Genomic DNA, 759 nt, shown 5'->3' with positions numbered 1-759 from the left:
GGCCCGCGCCCAAGTGGCCGCCGGTGACGGAGACGGCGGCGATGGTTTCCTGCCGCAGCTCTTGCGCAACCTGCACCAGCTGCGCATCCGTCAGCCCCTTCAGATCCGCGGGGCGCGAGATCTGGTCCAGAAGCGGGGTTTGGGGCCTGTCGGACATGATGTCTCCTTGGGCTGCGCCGAATGGCGTGGCGCGGGGTTAGCTGTCGCGCGAAATAACGAAGCGCGCGGCTTCCTTCAAGGTTGCAGCAGCCTCACCATAGGGTGACAGCGCGGCACAAGCCTCCTCGCAAAGGTCTTTTGCGCGGGCTTTTGCCTCTGCCAGGCCCAGAAGCGAGACAAAGGTCGCCTTGCCGGCATCCGCATCCTTGCGCACGGCCTTGCCGACCTTGGCGGCATCGCCTTCCACATCCAAGATGTCATCGGCGATCTGGAAAGCAAGGCCAAGCGCGCGTGCGTATTGCCGCAGCGGCGCCGCATCTTCGCCTGCCAGTACTGCGCCGGCAGTGGCAGACCACTCGATCAGGCAGCCGGTCTTGCGGCTTTGCAGCTTGGTGATCTGATCCAGGGTCAGCGGCTCGGCTGCGGTTTCGGCCGCAATGTCCAGCATCTGGCCGGAAACCATGCCATCCTTGCCAGAGGACTGCGCCAGACCGCGGATCAGGGTCAGCGCGTGCGGGCCAACCTTGGGGGCTGCGAGCAGTTCAAAGGCAAATGTCTGCAGGCTGTCGCCTGCCAGCACCGCCATCGCCTCATCCCATT

General features: G+C 65.0%; 2 protein-coding genes. Both read right to left on the bottom strand.

Annotated features, from left to right (window positions below):
* Window positions 1–157, bottom strand: a 157-nt coding sequence (locus RA19_RS26365; protein WP_152615882.1) for a 1-deoxy-D-xylulose-5-phosphate synthase N-terminal domain-containing protein, incomplete at its 3' end; no start/stop codon positions are given.
* A gap of 39 nt (window positions 158–196) precedes the next feature.
* A partial coding sequence (locus RA19_RS25265) for a polyprenyl synthetase family protein (RefSeq protein WP_039168649.1) occupies window positions 197–759 on the bottom strand: 563 nt, incomplete at its 5' end.

Origin of the sequence: Leisingera sp. ANG-M1 (assembly GCF_000813745.1) — a bacterium.
Classification (GTDB): domain Bacteria; phylum Pseudomonadota; class Alphaproteobacteria; order Rhodobacterales; family Rhodobacteraceae; genus Leisingera.
This window is presented reverse-complemented; position numbering and strand designations above follow the sequence as displayed.